Annotated in this window: 13 protein-coding genes and 1 pseudogene; 5 read left to right on the top strand and 9 right to left on the bottom strand. The window is 48.4% G+C overall.

Annotated features, from left to right (window positions below; genetic code table 11):
• Positions 1-196 precede the first annotated feature (196 nt).
• The 6 genes from ABIC22_RS11620 to ABIC22_RS11595 form a co-directional block, all read right to left on the bottom strand.
• Positions 197-607: a DoxX family protein gene (locus ABIC22_RS11620; RefSeq protein ID WP_354480923.1), complete on the bottom strand. Its 411-nt coding sequence runs from the start codon at positions 605-607 to the stop codon at positions 197-199.
• Positions 608-648: 41 nt separating this feature from the next.
• Positions 649-1,509 (bottom strand): M56 family metallopeptidase, encoded by an 861-nt coding sequence (locus ABIC22_RS11615; RefSeq protein ID WP_354480921.1) that lies wholly within the window; start codon positions 1,507-1,509, stop codon positions 649-651.
• A gap of 1 nt (position 1,510) precedes the next feature.
• On the bottom strand, positions 1,511-1,927 hold the full coding sequence (locus tag ABIC22_RS11610) for a BlaI/MecI/CopY family transcriptional regulator (protein WP_154894738.1): 417 nt from the start codon (positions 1,925-1,927) through the stop codon (positions 1,511-1,513).
• A 255-nt stretch (positions 1,928-2,182) separates the two neighbouring features.
• The gene (locus tag ABIC22_RS11605) at positions 2,183-3,646 is read right to left on the bottom strand and encodes a catalase (protein WP_354480919.1); all 1,464 of its coding nucleotides are present in this window, start codon (positions 3,644-3,646) and stop codon (positions 2,183-2,185) included.
• A gap of 225 nt (positions 3,647-3,871) precedes the next feature.
• On the bottom strand, positions 3,872-4,678 hold the full coding sequence (locus tag ABIC22_RS11600; RefSeq protein WP_354480917.1) for a winged helix-turn-helix domain-containing protein: 807 nt from the start codon (positions 4,676-4,678) through the stop codon (positions 3,872-3,874).
• Complete coding sequence (locus ABIC22_RS11595) at positions 4,654-5,049, bottom strand: Fur family transcriptional regulator (RefSeq protein ID WP_127537336.1); 396 nt, start codon at positions 5,047-5,049, stop codon at positions 4,654-4,656. The genes ABIC22_RS11600 and ABIC22_RS11595 overlap by 25 nt, the downstream gene beginning before the upstream one ends.
• A gap of 274 nt (positions 5,050-5,323) precedes the next feature.
• On the opposite strand from ABIC22_RS11595, the gene ABIC22_RS11590 reads away from it, so the two are divergent.
• Complete coding sequence (locus tag ABIC22_RS11590; protein WP_354480915.1) at positions 5,324-6,448, top strand: GGDEF domain-containing protein; 1,125 nt, start codon at positions 5,324-5,326, stop codon at positions 6,446-6,448.
• A gap of 105 nt (positions 6,449-6,553) precedes the next feature.
• Here ABIC22_RS11590 and ABIC22_RS11585 read toward each other — a convergent pair whose 3' ends face one another.
• Both ABIC22_RS11585 and ABIC22_RS11580 read right to left on the bottom strand, forming a co-directional pair.
• Positions 6,554-7,492 (bottom strand): aldo/keto reductase family protein, encoded by a 939-nt coding sequence (locus ABIC22_RS11585; protein ID WP_221805814.1) that lies wholly within the window; start codon positions 7,490-7,492, stop codon positions 6,554-6,556.
• Between the two features lie 186 nt (positions 7,493-7,678).
• On the bottom strand, positions 7,679-9,322 hold the full coding sequence (locus ABIC22_RS11580) for a GAF domain-containing sensor histidine kinase (RefSeq protein ID WP_354480913.1): 1,644 nt from the start codon (positions 9,320-9,322) through the stop codon (positions 7,679-7,681).
• A 382-nt stretch (positions 9,323-9,704) separates the two neighbouring features.
• Here ABIC22_RS11580 and ABIC22_RS11575 point away from each other — a divergent pair.
• The 3 genes and pseudogenes from ABIC22_RS11575 to ABIC22_RS11565 all read left to right on the top strand — a co-directional run bounded on the left by ABIC22_RS11575 (position 9,705) and on the right by ABIC22_RS11565 (position 13,200).
• Positions 9,705-11,667: pseudogene (locus ABIC22_RS11575) on the top strand (anaerobic ribonucleoside triphosphate reductase).
• Complete coding sequence (gene nrdG, locus ABIC22_RS11570) at positions 11,664-12,173, top strand: anaerobic ribonucleoside-triphosphate reductase activating protein (protein ID WP_354480911.1); 510 nt, start codon at positions 11,664-11,666, stop codon at positions 12,171-12,173. The pseudogene ABIC22_RS11575 and the gene nrdG overlap by 4 nt, the downstream one beginning before the upstream one ends.
• A gap of 187 nt (positions 12,174-12,360) precedes the next feature.
• Positions 12,361-13,200 carry a methyl-accepting chemotaxis protein gene (locus ABIC22_RS11565; RefSeq protein ID WP_183523418.1) on the top strand — a complete coding sequence of 280 codons (840 nt, stop codon included), beginning with the start codon at positions 12,361-12,363 and terminating at the stop codon, positions 13,198-13,200.
• 91 nt (positions 13,201-13,291) lie between these two features.
• Here the strand turns inward: ABIC22_RS11565 and ABIC22_RS11560 are convergent, their stop codons facing one another.
• Positions 13,292-16,111 (bottom strand): glycoside hydrolase family 3 C-terminal domain-containing protein, encoded by a 2,820-nt coding sequence (locus ABIC22_RS11560; protein ID WP_354480909.1) that lies wholly within the window; start codon positions 16,109-16,111, stop codon positions 13,292-13,294.
• 386 nt (positions 16,112-16,497) lie between these two features.
• Between ABIC22_RS11560 and ABIC22_RS11555 the strand changes: the two genes are divergently transcribed.
• A complete protein-coding gene (locus ABIC22_RS11555; protein WP_354480907.1) occupies positions 16,498-18,042 on the top strand; it encodes an FAD-dependent oxidoreductase in 1,545 nt (514 codons plus the stop codon).
• Positions 18,043-18,210: the final 168 nt, after the last annotated feature.

The raw sequence follows: 18,210 nt of genomic DNA, 5'->3' as shown, positions 1-18,210 counted from the left end.
TGATGTTCTTATTTTTTCTTAGTAGCATACTTATTCTCATTGTACCAAATATTTAGGCTTAGCGTCCAAAACAAAAAACCTTCTCCTGCCAGAGCAGTTCACAAGTAGAATTACCCGCAAACCAATCCAGCAGAAAAAGGCTTCGATGCAGGCCTAGCCTGCTTTTAATGAAATACATGCTTACAAACGGTGAGTCTTATGAACTTGCATTCCGAACCTTACCTTGTCTGGCTATAAACTGATCCACCGCCAGGAAGCGGCTGCCTGTGAATAGCAAGGTCAGGGAACCTGCCAGCGTCAGGTAATCAAATTCAGTACCACCAATAAATGGCTGACCTACTTTGGCCGTAAACAGAACCCCTGCCATCAAGACAATAAACAAAGCAGCAAACACACGTGTTCCCAGTCCCAGAATCATCGCTGCCCCGCCGGCCAGCTCAATTATGGCTACAACGGATGCGAGGAACCCAGGGATACCCATGCTCTCAAAAAAACCTACCGCACCACTGATTCCACCTTCAAACTTGCTCCACCCATGCAATACAAAGATGAGACCGATCATGATTCTTAAGAAGAACAAGCCAATCTCTACGCTCCTACTATTCATCTACATCTTCCTCCTTGACATTAAAGTGTATCGCATTCAAATTATCCGATCGACCAAACAAACAAAACAGACATCAACAGAAACACTGTCGCCGACATTAATATGGCAAACCACGGGAGAGCCAGCTCAACATCTTGTTCCGGATCGAGCAAACGGGAGATGCGCACATTAACCGACGTATCGGCAAACGAGGATTGCACAGCCATCTCCCGTACCCGCCATGGTTCAGGACAAGCGCGGATCAGTTTGAGCAAGGCACTGCCAATTCCCGCTGCATTTCCCGTACGTTCAATCGCTTCATTATCGGCTAAAATTTCGCGGACGATATGATATTGTTTCGAAGTATGCTTCAAAACAGGAATATACGGCATCATCATGGCAAACACCGACAGCAGCGTTGTCTTCAACGGATCACGGTGCCATAGATGATGGACTTCATGATAGACAACAGCTGCTTCTTCTTCAGCATCGAGCATACCGAGCAACCCCGTCGAGAGAACAATGTAAGGCCTCCATAAACCAATCGTAAAAGCAATCGGTGACTGCTTGTCCACGACGATGAACCCCGGTTGCTTGAGATGACGATACTTGACCTCAAGGGTTCTGGACATTGCTTGGTTCTCGATCGCATGGAGCTTGCGCACGGCTGCTCGCGTCTTCATCATTCGATGCATGAACAGCCAGCCTGTTCCTCCAAAAGTTAGCACGACAAGCAGCATCAAAAAGTGGCCTACCGACAACCAGCCCATCCGGCTCATCCAGTGATTGCACAGCCAGAGCAGATTAAAGGGAATATCCCAGCCAAACAGTTTGTACATGGCGTACATAAACATTTGAATAAACACAAGTAGCGGAATGCCAAACCCGACAGTAAACAACAGTTTCGAGCGGGCCTTCCACATATCAGTCGCTATCCTTTTTCCATTGTTTGATCTTCTGCTCCAGACGTTCAATCAACCCCGCGTCGGCTTCATCCAGTGCATCCAGCATGTGGCTCACTGCAAGTGCACCGAATTCGTCTACCAGTTCATGCGACAGCTCCTTCGATTGGTCGTTCATAAACTCCTCCTTGCTCTGTACAGGGTGATACAGTGACGTCCGGCCCTTCTGTGTTTTGCGAAGCAGTCCCTTGTCCACGAGCCGGTTCATAACCGTCATGACAGTATTGAAATTAACATCTCTATCTTGTTCAAGTGCTGTTTGCACCTCGCGGATGCTGCTGCCTGGACGCGCCCATAAGATATCCATAATCTTCGCTTCCAGCGGGCCAAAAAAACGATTCAGCCCACGCTCACCCACTTTAAAATTGTGTATTTTCATGTTCAGACACCCCTCACACTACCCATTGTAGTGCCCTCAAACGAGAAGTCAACCTCTATGTCAGCTATTCATTGTAAATGATTTGTAAATTTGTTTTCCATTTCAGAATATCACCTGGGAGAGTATATGAGAAGCCAGCTCGGCTGCAAAGACAGCAAAAAGACTGGACAGTCCTGCATTCCCTGCAGTTATGCCCAGCCTTATCAGTATTAATTTTATTTCCTACACGCTATGAAAATATATTAATAATGTCTCTTATTTGCGGTCTGCCGATGGCATGTATGCCGAGATATCTACACCAAGTCCACGAGCCAGACGTCCACCAAACTGTCCGTCAGCCTGGAAGAAGTGACATAATGCACGCATCTGCGTCTGTGCCGGAACACCTTTCAGGTCATTAATCAGATTATCGAGCAGATTATTCTGTTCTTCGGCCGTAAAGGAACGGAACAATTCGCCTGCCTGTGTGTAATCATCGGTTTTCTCAATTTTCTCCCGTGTAACATGACCGTGCAGCGGCATCTGACTATCCCGGTATGCCGGATCTTCCTGTGGACTGCTGGAGGAGCTGTTCGGCTCATAATTCACAGGAGAGGGATCCTGATTCACATTCATCAGCCCATCGCGCTGATGGTTGCGAACCGGTGCATACGGGCAGTTCACCGGAATCTGCAGATAGTTTGGTCCAAGCCGGTGACGCTGGGTATCCGGATAGGAGAACAGGCGTCCTTGCAGCAGTTTATCCTCAGATGGCTCAATCCCAGGCACCAATGCACTTGGCGAGAAAGCCGCCTGTTCTACTTCGGCGAAGAAGTTTTGCGGATTGCGATTCAGGGTCATGGTTCCTACCGTTTGAAACGGAATGATATCTTCCGGCCAGGTTTTGGTTGGATCAAGCGGATCAAATGAGAAATCATCCATCTGCTCCGGTTTCAGAAGCTGTACCTGCAGCTTCCACTGCGGATACTGGCCGTTTTTGATATGGTCATACAGATCCCGGGTAGCGTGGTTGAAGTCCTGGCCTTGCACTTCAGACGCTTCCTGACGAGAGAAGCCGCGCACTCCCTGCGCAGACTCCCACTTATACTTCACATAGTGGATTTCGCCTTGCGCGTTGATCCACTTGAACGCGTGCACGCCGAATCCATCCATCTCACGGTAACTCGCAGGCGTACCCAGATCAGAGAACAACCACGTCATCATATGTGTGGACTCAGGTGAAAGGGTCATGAAATCCCAATACCGTGCAGGGTCTTGAATATTCGTATCTGGCGCAGGCTTCAGGGAATGCACCATATCCGGGAATTTCATCGCGTCACGGATGAAGAATACAGGCAGGTGGTTACCGACAATATCATAGTTGCCTTCCCGCGTGTATAGCTTGACTGCAAACCCGCGCGGATCACGTGCAGTCTCTGGCGAACCCGTCCCGTGAATTACCGTGGAGAAACGGACCAGTACAGGTGTTTCCGTTCCGGGCTCCTGCAGGAAATCTGCTTTGGTGAACTCTTTCATGCTGTTCTCCAGGGTGAATACCCCATGAGCTCCAGCACCTCTGGCATGCACTACCCGTTCCGGAATACGTTCACGGTCAAAATGGGCAATCTTCTCGATCAAATGATAATCTTCAAGAAGAGTGGGTCCTCTTCTGCCTGCTGTGCGAGAATTCTGGTTATCACCCACGGGTGCCCCTTGGTTAGTTGTCATACGTTCTGTCATTTCTGCATCCTCCTCATGCCTGCTGTATCTATTATTTAAATCATATTCGTCAATGCTTTAAATATACATTTAGACTTGATCTAACTGTTAAAATGATTCTAACATGTCCCATAGAAAGTCTGCATGAGCTTCGCATGAGGTTATCATGAGTATCCTGATCGTTTCATGAATGAAGGATGAACATCTGCTTATGTTATAAATAACTGGAAATAAAAAAAAAGCGGACTAATCCGCCAGGCGGTAGCCCACTCCTCTTACTGTAACAATATATTGCGGGGAAGCTGCGTTATCCCCAAGCTTTTTGCGCAAGCTTTTGATATGAACATCGACTACGTTGCTTCCACCCGTAAAATCGGTCTCCCAAATATCGCTCAGCATCTCCTCCCGGGAAATGACAGCTCCTTTGGCATCAATCAGCTTCAGCAGCAGATCGTATTCGGTCTTCGTCAAGTGAATCCGTTCGTTGTCCCGCTGAACACTCATCCGCTCACGGTCCAGCCACAAGTCTTTGAAGCTGATCCGTTGTCCTTCCTCGGGCAAGAAGCCGCGCTTGGGCGTAACCGGACTATTGCCAATCATGCGCTGTACCCGGTACAGTGCTTCCTGCGGACGGGCTGGCCACACCAGCAGCTCTTCCTGAAGCATGGGTCCGCTCGCGCTCCCTATCATATTCTCGCCCACCAGATACAGGCAAGGTGCCATATGCTCTGCCTCCCGGTTCAAACGGCTGCTGATACCGGCGAACGCATCAATCGTTCCAGCCACTGACAGATCATAGATCAACAGATCAAATACCAGCCGTTCATGGAGATCGGGTTCCCAGCGATGAAACACCAATACATCGAAGCAGCTGTCCGTCAACGCTTTGACCAGTTCATGAACCTGGCCTGGCATCGGACTGATCAGAATGACACGCCGTGTGACAGGACAAGCTTCCACAAAGGGAGCCGGATCAGCAAGAGCCGGCTTGACCCGCAGCGGTAAACGACGTTCAGACATCCTGATTTTTACTTGATCCGTTTGTTTTTGCATTCCCCGCAGACACCTCCAAAGACCACATGAGCGTGATCAATTGCATATCCGGTTTCCTCGGCCACCTGCTGCATCCACGCCGAAGGGACCTCTGTCATAACCTCATCCACTTTGCCACAGACTTCACACATAATATGCTGGTGGTCATCCATACGGGCATCATACCGGCTGGCGGTCTCACCCAGCTTAAGCTCTCGGATCAATTCCTTGTCCGTTAAATAACGCAGCGAATTATATACGGTGCCATAGGCCAGATTATAGCCTTGTTCGACCAGACGGTTCATCACGTCTGCTGCAGTCGGATGGTCTTCCGAGTGGCGTACTACATCATATACGGCCTGTCTTTGTATCGTCAGATTTAGAGTTTTCACGGCAATTCTCCTTTATTAATCCATTCCAAAATATATACGATGACACAGCAATCCATCGATCGCTATGATTCCCAGAAACGTTGAAACGCATTTTGATTTAGATTAAGTATAAATCTTAATGTATAATGAAGTCAATACGAGTTCATTTCCAGAAAACTTATATTAATAATAAACCGTTTCCAGCAATTCGCTTGCACATTTGCTATAATATGGTTCGCTACTGTGCTCTTTTTCAGATAAAATATAGTAATGTGCGTTAAAGGAGGGCTGTTCATTGTTAAGCACGTTCTTTATTAATATCTGTGTCATGATCACATTCATGTACATATCCGGAATTATTGCCAAATACTATAACATTCGTGTCCCGTTCCCCTCATTACGTGTGCAGATGATCGGCGGCTTCCTGTTTGGTATCTATGGTACTGTGCTGATGAACTATTCCTTCCCTCTTAATGAAGATACCATTGTGGACCTGCGCCATCTTGCGATAGTTACAGCCGCAGTGTATCTGGGAGGTCTGGCATCAGTCATCTCTGGACTTGTCATCTCCATCCTGCGCATTGCCATGTTTGGCTTGTCGTCTCCAGCGATTGATGCCGGTTTCGTCATGACACTAATCGGTTTATCCGGTGTATATTTTGCCTATGCTTCCTGGTCAAGATTAACCAAAATCATAACGATGAACCTGCTGGGCATAACACTGATCTTTGTGATTCTGGTGTTGAATTCCAGCAGCATGAATTCATTAATGAAAGTATATCCGTTACAAATGACGATTTCTTTTATCGGTGGGATCTTTATATACTTTATCGCCGAATTTATTAATAAATCGAATGAGATGTTATTCCTTCTGGAACGCAGAGCATCCACTGACCACCTCACCAATCTCAGCAATCGCCGTCAGTTTGAGAAATCCCTGGAACTGCAGCTGGAGCGTGCCCGGGAAAACAGACAGAAGCTTTCCCTGCTCGTCATTGACATCGACCGGTTCAAAAAAGTGAATGATACGTACGGTCACAGCGCTGGAGATGCTGTTCTGAAACAGCTGGGGCAATTGCTAATCGAACATTCGCGATCAGCTGACATGGTCTCACGTAACGGTGGTGAGGAATTTGCGATTCTGCTGCTGGACTGCGGCAATCATCAAGCCCTGGCCATCGCTGAATCCATCCGCCAGTCTGTTGAAAAGTATCTCTTCGCTCTGCCGGATGGCACAACAATTCGCCTGACCATTTCGATCGGGGTAGCCGTCTTTCCGGATCATTGCGATGAGCGGGATGACGCTGACTTCTTCGAGCAGGCAGACCGTGCATTATATGAAGCCAAAAATACCGGGAGAAATCGGGTCTGCGCCATTCCGAAGCGATCCAAGGTGCTTATTGGCAATCGTTTGCTCTAGCTTAAAAAACCAAAAAGGATGTCCCGCAGATAAGCCTAATCCGCCTGCGGGGCATCCTTTTTACGATTTAGTTTGCATAATTACACCTTGAAAGGCTGCTAACCACTAAGACAGGATCTGCTCGATCTCTTCAATAATAGCTGAATCGAGTTTCACACCTGAAGCAGCAGCATTCTCCTTCACCTGCTCCGGACGGCTTGCCCCTACAAGTGCACTGGACACATTGGTTTGACGCAAAATCCAAGCAAGTGCCAGCTGCCCAACCTTCAGATCCAGCTTGTCCGCTACTTCAATCAGCTGACGCACTTTTCCGATTTTGTCTGCATTGATCTTGCCTTCATCCCAGCCGAGCTTCGCCGCACGGGAGTTCTCCGGAAGATCTGAAGCCGAGGTGTACTTGCCGGTTAACAGGCCTTGTGCAAGTGGAGAATAGACAACTTGTCCGATTCCCTTGCGCTCACCAAGTGGAATAATCTCCTTCTCAATATAGCGGTCAAACATGTTATAGACCGGCTGATTGACCACGATATGATCGAGCAGCAGACGGTCAGCGGTACCCAGCGCTGCTTCCATCTGAGCAGCAGTCCATTGGCTTACGCCTACGTACAGCACTTTTCCTTGACGAACCAGGTCATCCAGTGCACGCAGCGTTTCTTCAATCGGTGTTTCCGTATGATAACGATGGCAATAGTAGATGTCCACATATTCCACGCCTAATCGTTTCAAACTGGCATCACATTGCTCCTTAATATGTTTGCGGGATAAGCCCTGGTCATTCGGACCGTCGCCCATTTTGCCGAACACTTTGGTTGCAAGAACATAGGAATCACGGGAATATGCTTTCAAAGTCTGCCCAAGCAGCTCTTCCGCCGCGCCGCGCTCGTATACGTTTGCTGTATCAAAAAAGTTGATGCCTTCATCGAATGCGGTTTCAATTGACTTCACCGCATTTTCACGCTCCACATATCCTCCGTACGTCAGCCAGCTGCCCAAGCTGATCTCGCTTACTTTCAGTCCGCTTCCACCCAATCTGCGGTATTCCATTGAATGCACATCCTCCTCTAGATTAATTAGTATGATTCTTACTTTTCTATTGTATCGTAACCAGCGTGGATGAAAAGGGATTTAACAAAAGAAAACGGATAAATAAACCGATCGGATTTGAGGTGCACTCTTTGCGTATACAATAAAAAAAGCGTACCTGATTAGGTACGCTGTGCTTATATTTTATTATGCCCGGTGCAATGTCGCGCTCAGTGCGTTCAGCAAGTCCAACTGTCTAACCGGCTTGGTCAAGACAGCATTAACGCTCCCCGCCTCCTGAGGAGCCATATGCATGCCGTAGGGGACCAGGATGATGATGGGCAGTTGTTGTGCCATTCCCTTTAATTCTTGAATAAACTTCATGACCTTGTCTGGCTCTAACCCCATATCAACAACCACAATTTCAGGTTCAAATCCATCTTCCAACCAGTGTTTTGCCTGACTTGTGTCTGATGTCATATTCACATCCATCTCCCACCTGCGCATGAGGGAAGATACCCCCTGCAGAATATCGGGAGCTTTGACCAGCAATACCGTCTTACCTTTCAATCGCTCTTGTATGCCTTTAAGCTGTGGAAGTTCCCAGTGCCTCATCAGGGGCAGCCTGATCTGAAATTCAGTCTCCTCTTCAGCCAGGCTGGTCACCTCAATACGGCCATGCATGAGAATGGCGAGATTTTGGCTGACAGCTAAACCGAGGTTGGTGCCCACAAGCTTTTGAATGCTGACATTTCCGTCCAGTGTATTAAACGCCTGCAGTTTTTTGTCAGATGTCAGCATTCGACCCGTATATTTAATATGAAGCAGTAACGTACCCGCCTCATCCACATTCTGACCATCTACGACTGCCGTAACAAGTACGGAACCTGTACGTGTTGCATCAATGGCATATTTGAGCACATTTGCGAGCAGTTGACCGATCTTGACCTCATCACCCATGAATACCTGAGAGATATTCATTTCAAGGTTCAGGCCCAGCTCAATTCTTTTCTCCAGCGCCTGCCCGGCATGCAAATACACGGTACTCTCAATAGTGGAAACCAGATCAAAGGGATCATCATGAACTACCGTTTTACCTGTTTCATTAATGTTAAAGTTCATTATATTATTCAGCAAAGACAGGAGGATGTTGCCACTGGTCTCGATCATGTCCACATATTCCACATGCTCTTCGGGCATATTCGGTGTGCGCATCAGATCAGTTAATCCAAGAATGCCATTGAGCGGGTTGCGAATCTCATGACTCATCAGCGAGATCATCTGCGCCTTCGTCATCGCTTCCGATTCTGCACGTTCCTTCTCCATCTGCAGCTGCTGCTTCAGCTGCTCCGTATCGTTCAGTTTCTGTTTCTGAATAAGCAAATTACTCTCTAAATCAACGACATACCCTAGAAATACAGCCATGGCGTTCAATGTCTTCATATCTGTTTCACTAACTACATAGCCCGGCTTGTCCATTAAACAGATCGTCCCAAAAGTTTCACCCGAGCGCCGCATAATGGGTATGCCCACAAAAAAACGGTTACCGAGCGCCTTGGTTACATCCATTGAGCAAGTCAGCGGATGTGCTGCAGTATCCGTTATGGTCAGGTTTTCTTTCGTATTACGCAGTACCAGACTGCAGTAGGAAGAATCCAATGGAAGTTCACTGCCACTGACAACCAGTTCCTCGTTTCGATTGAAAGCTTCCAAAATGACATTGGTCATCCCGTCATTGGTGGCAACAAAGATCGTATTGACCTTCAATACACCGCTTAACACGTCCACGATGTGGGACGCTGCTTCCTGTACATTTTCATAGAAGCCTCTCGTAATCCCTGCCGTTCCCATGATCCACCCCTCAAATCTTAGCTGTATGTCTACATCTCTATCTCAAAATGAATCTGTCCTGTATATGAGGGTCAAATTTCTTGAATTAACTGTCACAACATGTACATATATGTTTAACACCATAGAAGCCCAAGAGAATCATAGTGTATGAAATCCAAGCTTATCCCGAGTACAGCGTAAATAGGAATTATACTCTTCCCAGTTCACTTTGAAAACCTTTATCCACTCCACCCGCAGCAGTTCCTGCCTGTAGAAGGTTACAGTGTGAGAATGATCACACCCAAAAATCCACATATAGTTTATAAATGGATAATGCAAGTCTACATATAGTGTTTAATTGAAATGACCGATAATAAAAATCAATATTTGGGAGGAATCTCACATGAACCTGCTTGAGTATGCCACTCCACCGGCATCCGATCTATTATCCGACCTGGGAAGACGAATTATTGGCGCAGAAGACGCGGACACACTGAGGGAGAACGCTAACCTCAATGGCGATTCGTTCAGCGGCAAAATGAGCAGGCTCGGCTCGGAGACCGCCAAGTGGCATGCTCTTCGTCATGTGCTGCCGGAAGAGCTTGCTGCATCTGTGGAGAATGGAGATCTCTACGTTCATGATCTGGATCAGTATGCGCTTGGAACAACCAATTGTATCTTTATCCCGTTTTGATCGACTGCTTGCCTCCGGCTTCAATACAGGTAACGGCTCCGTGCGTACGCCGCAGACCATCATGTCTGCAATGGCGCTCGTCGCCATCATATTTCAATCACAGCAAAACAGTCAGTACGGCGGGGTATCCGCCAATAAAATTGACTGGGATCTGGCTCCTTATGTACAGCGCTCCTTCCGCAAACATTATCGCAAAGGACAGCGTTTGCTTGGAGAGCACACACGGATTGACGACGAGCATCTGCATCTGGATAGTTCATTGGCACGGGAAGCATGCCCGCGTGCTTTCGCTTTTGCCTGTGAGGAAACAGAACTGGAGACTGGACAGGCTGCCGAATCCCTGATTCACAATTTGAATACCATGAGCAGCCGGGCAGGCGGACAGATTCCTTTTACCTCACTGAACTACGGACTATGCACCTCAGCCGAAGGCAGGCTTGTATCCCGTTCCTTGCTGGAAGCAACTATCCGCGGCCTTGGCGGCGGGGAGACCCCCGTGTTTCCACAGCATATCTTCCAGTGCAAACAGGGAATTAACCAGGCTCAAGGGGAACCCAACTACGACTTGTTCCGTCTAGCCGTGACCTGCTCTTCCCGGCGCATGTATCCGAACTTTGTCAACGTGGATGCAACATTCAACCTGCCTTATTATCGTCCTGAAGATCCGGATACCATCATCGCCACCATGGGATGCCGTACACGTACGCTGGCAGACCGTTTCGGGCGCAATCGGCAGAGCGGTAAAGGCAATCTTTCGTTCAACACCATCAATCTGGTCAAACTCGGCATTCACCACGGCATCTGTCAGGGCGCACGGGCCGTCGCTGACCGTACGGGATTCTATGAAGCACTGGAAAAGGTGATGGAACGCGCTGCTTCCGGACTGCTGCACCGCTATCGTATTCAAACGGCACAACCTGCCAAGGCATCTGATTTCATGATGCGGGAAGGTGTGTGGGAAGGCGGTGAGCAGCTCGCACCAGATGAACCGGTAGCCGAACTGTTGAAGCATGGCACCTTGTCCATTGGTTTCATCGGGCTTGCCGAATGCATGACCGCTCTGTATGGCCGGCACCATGGACAGGACCCTCATATCCACCGTGAAGCGTTGAACGTTATCCGCACCATGCGTGAATTCTGTGACCGCATGAGTGAACAGCATAACCTGAATGTTACGCTATTCGCCACGCCTGCCGAAGGGTTATCCGGCAAGTTCACCAAGATTGATCGCGAACGGCACGGCCTCATTACTGGGGTCAATGACCGGGAATATTATACAAATTCATTTCACATTCCGGTCTATTACACCCTGCCAGCCTATCGCAAAATTGAACTGGAGGCTCCCTTCCATACGCTATGTAATGCCGGAGCCATTTCCTATGTTGAACTGGATGGGAACGTACGGGCCAATACCAGTGCATTTCAGCGTATTGTTCAATATGCACTCGCACAGGATATCGGATATTTCTCCATTAATCACCCGATTGACCGCTGTCCGGCATGCGGATACGAAGGCGTCATCGGTGATGTATGTCCTGGGTGTGAAGCACACGAGGACCACGTGCACTTTCAGCGATTGCGCCGGGTCACCGGTTATCTTACCGGTGACTACAAGGTGCGCTTCAATTCTGCAAAACAGGCAGAAGTGCGGGACCGGGTGAAACACAGGTGAATCTGTACGGTTATATTCCCGAGTCCATAAATGAAGGACCTGGTCTCCGAGCTGTCCTCTTTATCAGCGGGTGCAGCCACGCCTGCCCAGGATGCTTCAGTCCGGATTCATGGAGCTTCCGGGCAGGGGAACTGTTCACCGAGGAGCGGCAGCAGCAGATTTTGCATGAGGTAACTGCCCATCCCCTGCTGGATGGGGTTACATTATGCGGAGGTGATCCCTTTTTCTCAGCAGAGGAATGCCTCCCTTGGGTTCGCCGTTTCCGCGATGCATGCCCTGACCGGACGTTGTGGGCCTATACGGGATTTACCTATGAAGAGCTTGTTGCAGATCCGGTACGGGCTGAACTGGCTCGGCTGTGTGATGTCATTGTAGATGGCCCCTACGTGGCTGCCGAACGGGATGTGTCCTTACCTTTTCGGGGCAGCCGCAATCAGCGCTTGGTGGATGTGCAGGCGACGTTAAGAGAACAAAAAATTGTTACAGTGAGCCTGGAGTCGTTGTAGCATGATGCCATTCGATATTCTCATTGAAAATACGCAGATTATGAATTGCGTGTATTTTCGATGAGAATTTTTTTTCGGTTTTCACTACTCACTTCTTTATTGCATGTCGATATAATATATAGGTGGTTACTAAAATAAACTTTGGTACTTTTCTATATTAAACATTTTAGGAGGAATTTACCCAATTATGGATATTATTCAAGCACTCATTACATGCATGCCATTTTTCCGTGATACCATACGCCAGGATGTAACCCTTTCCATTATTGATCGGGAGAAGTTCCTTTACTTCTCTGCAGGAGAGTCCTTAAAACAATTGGAATTCAAAGCGGGAGACCCTTTGCTTGAACCCAACCGTAATTTTGCCGATCTGAAAGGCACGACGGAGAAGCAATTCGATCATTACCCCAAGGAATTATTCGGAGTTCCATTTGATGTATCGTACTTGCCGATCAAAAACGAACAGGGTGAGGTCATTGCCATTTTCAATCTGCTCTACAGCATGGATGACCAGGCTCAGCTACAACAACTCATGGAAGCGACAGAGCATCTAACCAATCAGCTTATTGATAGCGTGCAGCATGTGGCTGCACATTCCGAGGAGTTGAGCGCCACGACTGAGGAAATTCGGAATAACTCCAAACAAGCTGTACAGAAATCAGGAAACGTAACTCAGGTTGCGAGCTTCATTCGGGAAATCTCCGAACAAACCAACCTGCTCGGGTTAAACGCCGCCATTGAGGCTGCCCGTGTAGGTGATGCAGGAGCAGGATTCGGCGTCGTTGCGAAGGAAATCCGCAAACTGTCGGTAGATACCAAGCAAGCCACTACCCAAATTGAGGAATCCCTCCTCGCTGTCCGGCAATCCATTCATATGATGGAAAATGAGCTTGGAGAGATTACCGCCAGCTCGCAGGAACAGGCGGAACTCGTCAACAATTTCATGAGTACCATTGAACAGCTGAATGAAACCAGCCAGCAACTCAAACAATTCGTGAACAAACTGATTACGTTTGACGGCAGATAATATACATATCAATGCTCAAGTCGAAAAGCCCCCGAATTTGATTCGGAGGCTTTCTTCTATTATATATTTTAAGCTTATTCTATCCGTTCGTTTAGCGAATCTCAAAATGGCTTATGCGTACACCCGCAGACAATACAATATAGATGTCTCGTTGACCTGCTGCACCTTGAAGATCCGCTTTTACCGTAGACCATTGCTGTGCACCACTTTGTGCAATGTCGACACGTGCTGCCAGTGTACCATCCACTGCGTCCAGACGAACTTCAAGTGTCGCACCTGGCTGTTCTGACGATACACGTGCTTCAATGACTGCTGCGTGGTCACCCAGATCGGCGTCTTTGAAGGCAATCCATCCTTGTTCACCCGTCACACGGACAGAAGTTCCACCTTCTTTGCTCTCATCCAGATCTACACCAAAGTAAGCATCATAATTCTCAGCACGTGTCACCACGCTCAGATCACGGGCAGGGATCGTTTCACCATCAACCGTCAGATCAGCAACAAGCTGAATATCGGATGACGATTTGCCGACCATGATGGAATACGTTCCTGATTCCACCACATAACGATCACGGGTGACATCCCAGATGGCCAGTTCTTGTACTGGCAAGTTGAAACTTACTTTTACTGTTGCGCCAGCTTCAACATAGAGACGACGGAATCCCTTTAACGTTTTAAGTGGACGTTTCACCCGGGATTTGCCGGCGCGTACATACAACTGTACCACTTCATCACTGGCAATGGTTCCGGTGTTGGTTACGTCGACAGTTACTTTAACCGTTCCTTCTGTTCCCGCTTGGTCAGGATTCAACTCCAGGTTGCTGTATTTGAACGCAGCATACGTTAATCCATGTCCGAATGGATACAGTACATTACCTTCAAAATACTGATACGTACGTCCGGATTGGATGATGTCATAGTCCTTGATATCCGTTAACTGATCTGCGGATTGCACCCAAGTCATGTTCAGACGGCCTGCTGGCGAATAATCTCCGTAAAGCACGTCGGCGACAGCCGTACCCAGCTCCTGTCCTGCATGGGAAGTGTACAATACAGCCGGGATGTTCTCTTGAACCCAATTGGATGTAAACGGGTAACTGCCCACAATAACTACAATGGTATTCGGATTGGCCGCGTATACAGCTTCAACCAGACGCTGTTGGGATTCAGCCAGATCCAGACTTGGACGGTCGATCTCTTCCTTCCCGTTCACAAGCGGATTGTTCCCGACAAATACAATGGCCGTTTCTGCTTCTTTCGCTGCTGCTACAGCTTCATCCAGCCCGTTCACAACGATGTCCTTCTTAAACGTCTCGGTCGCGCCAAAAGACTTCAGCTCTTCTGACACGGCAAATGCATCGTTTCCGCCATTTGGCGCGGTAACCGTTTTGCCATTCCATGTTGTCAGACCCACACTACCATCTTCCTGCGGAAGCAAGTGGAATACTTCCTTCACGAACCAGCCGTACACTTCATCTGCTGAAGCCGTTACTGTTTCTTCGTCCGTGGTCAGATATTTGCCATTGCTTTCTGCCTGCAGAGTAAGACTTCCGAAGCCCCAATCCGTCAGCGTGAATGTCTCCGCTTCTCCCGATGCAATGAGTGGTGACTTCTCGCCTTCAGCCAGTCCGATTGCTTTTCCATTCGCTACGGAAGTCAATGTAATCCGGTCATTTCCATCCTTGAACGCAACTTTATCGCTGCCTACCTTGCTGCTGATTGCCTCAAGCGGAGATACACTGTAAGGCATGGTGCCAGCATACCAGTCACGGTAAACGGTGCCACCCAGCTGACCAATGACAGCCACTTTGCCTGATTTTGTTTTATCCAGCGGAAGAGTGCCTTTATCGTTTTTGAGCAATACAACCTGTTCTCTTGCTGCTCTTAGCGACAGGGCCTTCGCGTTCTCTGTCATCATCGCTTCTTCGCCAATGGACGCATACGGATTGCCTTCAGCCGGATCGAACTCACCCAGACGGAAACGTACACGGAATGTATTGAACAATGCCTGGTCGATATCTTCCATCGTAAGTGTTCCTTGTTCCAGGCCTTCACGCAGCGCTTGCTTGGACAGATCCGCATCATCGGTAATGCTGTCGATTCCCGCTTTTACGGATTCCACTGTGCCCGGTGTATGGGAGTCATAGTACTTATGATCGTTCTTGATCCCCATCACATCGCCTGCATCGCTGACGATGAAACCATCCATGCCCCACTCGCCTTTGACAATTTCGTTCACAAAAGGATGAAGCAGCGCCGGCGTACCGTTAATGGAGTTATACGCGGTCATCATCGACTGCGCACCGCCTTCCTTGAACGGCTTCTCGAATGCCTTCAGATAATATTCACGCATGTTGCGTGGATCAATGCTCGATGAGCCGCTTCCGCGATCCACTTCATTATTGTTGGCAAGGAAGTGCTTGAGCGTTGCAACAGCCTTGTAATATTTCGGATGATCTCCCTGAATCCCCTTAACCAGTGCTGTGGTAAGTTCGGCAGTCAGTTCGGGATCTTCGCCATAAGCCTCTTCATTGCGGCCCCAACGCGGGTCACGTTCCATATCAACTGTAGGTGCCCACAGGGTGAGACCATTCACAGCCGGATTGCGTTTGTAGAACACGCGCGCCTCGTCCCCAATGACAGAACCGATTTCCTTCATAAGTTCCGCATCCCATGTGCAAGCCAGTCCAACAGGCTGCGGGAAGGATGTAGCTTCGCCAAGCCATGCCAGGCCATGAGCGGCTTCTGTTCCGTGTTTATAAGCAGCAATACCCAGGCGTTCTACCGCTGGCTGGTATTGCAGCATGGATTCGATCTTTTCATCTTCTGTCAGACGGGATACCAGGTCTTTAACCCTTGCGTCCAGTTCGAGCGTTGTATCCTGAAATGGATATTTGGTTTGATTAGTCATGGGTTGAAATCTCCTTTGCACTTCAGATCGTTTATTGGCTAATGATAGCGAATACATAAAATGTAGTGAACACTGTACACTCCGATAAATCTTCGACTCGTTTTATATAGGTAAAAACATTGTTAAATCAGCGTTTACACATCTGCACACGTTACCTTTTCACATTTACTAAAACGGTTTCGATAATCTTATCATAATGCATGTCTGGCAAAAAAAATAGGGGTCCTCTTCAGGAAAATGTGAACAATGATTAGTAAAGTCTCTGCCACCTCGTTATATTCTGACGCAGTGTGGCAATCATGGATAGGAGTACATCCCCTTCGCGCTTACGTGGGATACGAACCATTTCAGTTTTGACCTGAAGAAAGATCAAGGAGGACAATTGAATGAGCAACAATCAACAGCCCCCTACGGGCCTGCCCCCCATACCGGAATCCATCTGGAGGGCCACTCATAAATTTGATGCCTACCCGAAGCTTACTGAAGATATCAGTGCAGATGTAGCCATTATTGGTGCAGGGATTGCAGGCATCACAACAGCCTATCTGCTTGCCCAAACCGGGATGCGTGTTGTGGTGCTGGAAGCCGGGAAAGTACTGGATGGTACAACCGGACATACAACAGCCAAGGTTTCTGCGCAGCATGGGGTCATTTTCGATGAACTTCTTCACCACTTCGGACAAGAACAGGCACGCATGTATTATGAAGGCAATGCTGAGGCTGCCAACTGGATGCGCAATCTCGTAAAAGAGAAACAGATCGATTGCCAGTGGGCAGAAGAAGATGCCTATGTGTACATTCAATCCGAAGATAATCTGAAAAAGCTGGAGATCGAGCTCACCGCCTACGGCAAGCTGAACATTCCAGGCCAGTGGGTCGATCCGCTTCCGATTCAAGTTCCATCGAGAGCAGGCATTAAGATGCCCGGTCAAGCTCGCTTTGACCCTCTCGCCTATTTACACCATTTGCTTGATTCTGCCGTTAAGCAGGGCGTTCAGATATATGAGCATACGACAGTCACCGACGTGGAAGAAGATGCTTCACTTCATGTACGGACTTATGGTAATGGTCCATCCGTGACAGCAGAACATGTTGTTGTTGCCTCCCACTTTCCGGTGTATGACCCCGGTTTTTATTTCACAAGGTTGCACGCCGAGCGTTCTTATGCGGTTGCAGTAGAACCTCAAAAGCCGTATGCCGGCGGCATGTATATCTCGGATGATGAGCCAGCCCGTTCTCTTCGCAAGGTGCTCCATGAAGGGAAGGAACTCATCCTCTTCGGTGGGGAAAACCATAAAACCGGACAAGGAATCTGCACCTATGGTCATTATGAGCGCCTCGAGCGCTTCGCAGAGGAGACATACGGCATCCGCAGCATTCCATTCCGCTGGTCCGCACAGGATCTGATATCCATTGATAAGGTGCCTTATATTGGACCAATTACCGGAAGGCATGAACGAGTCTATGTCGCTACAGGATTCGCCAAGTGGGGCATGACCACTGGTACGATGGCCGGACATATCCTGGCAGATCGTATCACCGGTCGTGACAATCCCCATGCCGCTGTCTTCGATCCAGCCAGATTCAAGACAGATCCCGGTATGAAAAACTTTATCATCGAAAACGCGAATGTAGCGAAAGAGTTGATCTCCGGAAAAGTAGGCATCGTTCACAAGGACGTCAGCGAGATCGGCAATGACGAAGGTGCCGTTGTTCATCATAACGGCAAACGGGCCGGTGCTTACAAGGACACCAGCGGCAAATTGTTTTTGGTCGATACAACCTGCACGCATCTGGGTTGCGAAGTGGAATGGAATGAAGGAGAACGCTCGTGGGATTGCCCTTGCCACGGTTCCCGCTTCGACTTTGCAGGAAAAGTGATTGAAGGACCAGCCGTCAAAGATCTTAAAGTGCTTGAAGCTGCAGAATAAACAGAAAAGATTCAGTTTACAGACCCGGGTGGTCCTCCGTCTTCAGACGGAGGCATCATACCCGGGTTTTGCGTATGCTGTTCTTATGAGAAATCGATAAGGCAGCACTCATCACTTGGCCTTCATTCAAGGCCGATTCGTGATCCGGAACTATTTTAAAATCACTAC

Origin of the sequence: Paenibacillus sp. PvP094, from assembly GCF_040546835.1 — a bacterium.
In the GTDB taxonomy this organism is placed as follows: domain Bacteria; phylum Bacillota; class Bacilli; order Paenibacillales; family Paenibacillaceae; genus Paenibacillus; species Paenibacillus illinoisensis.
This window is presented reverse-complemented; position numbering and strand designations above follow the sequence as displayed.